Source organism: Streptosporangium sp. NPDC002524, from assembly GCF_040295985.1.
In the GTDB taxonomy this organism is placed as follows: domain Bacteria; phylum Actinomycetota; class Actinomycetes; order Streptosporangiales; family Streptosporangiaceae; genus Streptosporangium.
Genome location: NZ_JBEOWK010000083.1, coordinates 1 through 1,184, shown reverse-complemented (window position 1 = coordinate 1,184; position 1,184 = coordinate 1). Strand labels below are relative to the sequence as shown.

Below are 1,184 nucleotides of genomic sequence, written 5' to 3'. Positions count from 1 at the left end.
GGCACCGCGCCCAGCAGGAACAGCGGCGAGGCGGTGCTGTAGAACGTGAGGTCCGGGACGATCACCTCGTCGCCGGGCCCGATGCCTTGATGAACATGACGAAATGCACTTAGTTAACCATTTAGGCATTGATTTGGGCAAAACGCCCGAAGAGATTATTACTAATTTGCAGAACCGCAATTTTGATTTGAATCAAGTACCAGCTACTGAACATCATGGTTCAATGTTCCATCATGAACAGGTTGTGCGTGACGTTGAATCTGATAAGCCTATTCGATACAATGCAAATCCTAAAGAATTGTATGAAGTATCTGGATCGTCCGGTCACGTTGCGGCATTGGCTGTCCGCTTAGATACATTCCCAATGGATAAAAAAACACAAATGTTTTACATTGGAACGAATAATCCCGATGAGTTGGAAGATATTCGTCGCCATATTATGACGACATTCAAAGAATTGCCTGTTTCTGGTGAATATATGCATAAAAATGCTTATAAATTGGCCAAGAAATATGGTAAAGACTCACTAATTGTGATTGAAAAAATTGGTACGGGTCATTTGCCCCAAATGTTTGCGCTAAAAGCATGGGGCGAACGCTTTTTGAAGCACATTCCGTTTTTCAAACCTTATTTCCCAGATCGTTTGCTTCAAACATTAAGTAATTTATTTCCTAATCAAATACCAAAGCGGTTAGATGATTATTACGAAAAGTACGACCATTACCTACAATTGAAAATGGCTGGTAATGGTATTGAAGAAGCGCGAGAGTATCTCAAATCTTATTTTGACAAAGCCAGTGGCGACTACTTTGAAGCCGATGCCAATGAGACCAGTAAAGCGGCAACTCACCGCTATGTAACAGCTGGGGTTGCGATTCGATATCAAGAATTAAAACAGGATAGTATTGACATTTTGCCACTAGATATAGCGTTGGCAAGTAATGATTATAAGTGGTTCGAGCATTTGCCTAAAGAGATTGAAGACAAAATAGAACACAAAATTTATTATGGTCACTTACTTGATCACGTTATGCACCAGGATTATATTCTAAAACCTGGCGTCGATGCGCATGAACTTAAAAAAGAAATGCTTAAAATTTTGGATGAGCGTCACGCTGTTTATCCAGCAGCCCGCCGACGTCGAGCTCTCCGCCGTGTGTTACCCCGGCAGGCAGAACCGCGTC

The 1,184-nt window shown here is 42.1% G+C and carries 2 protein-coding genes; one reads left to right on the top strand and one right to left on the bottom strand.

Annotation, left to right across the window (positions count from 1 at the left end):
- A partial coding sequence (locus tag ABT053_RS43365) for a DegT/DnrJ/EryC1/StrS family aminotransferase (RefSeq protein ID WP_350978035.1) occupies positions 1 to 83 on the bottom strand: 83 nt, incomplete at its 3' end.
- Positions 84 to 103: 20 nt separating this feature from the next.
- Between ABT053_RS43365 and dld the strand changes: the two genes are divergently transcribed.
- The coding region (gene dld, locus ABT053_RS43360; protein WP_350978033.1) for a D-lactate dehydrogenase at positions 104 to 1,184 on the top strand (1,081 nt) is incomplete at its 3' end.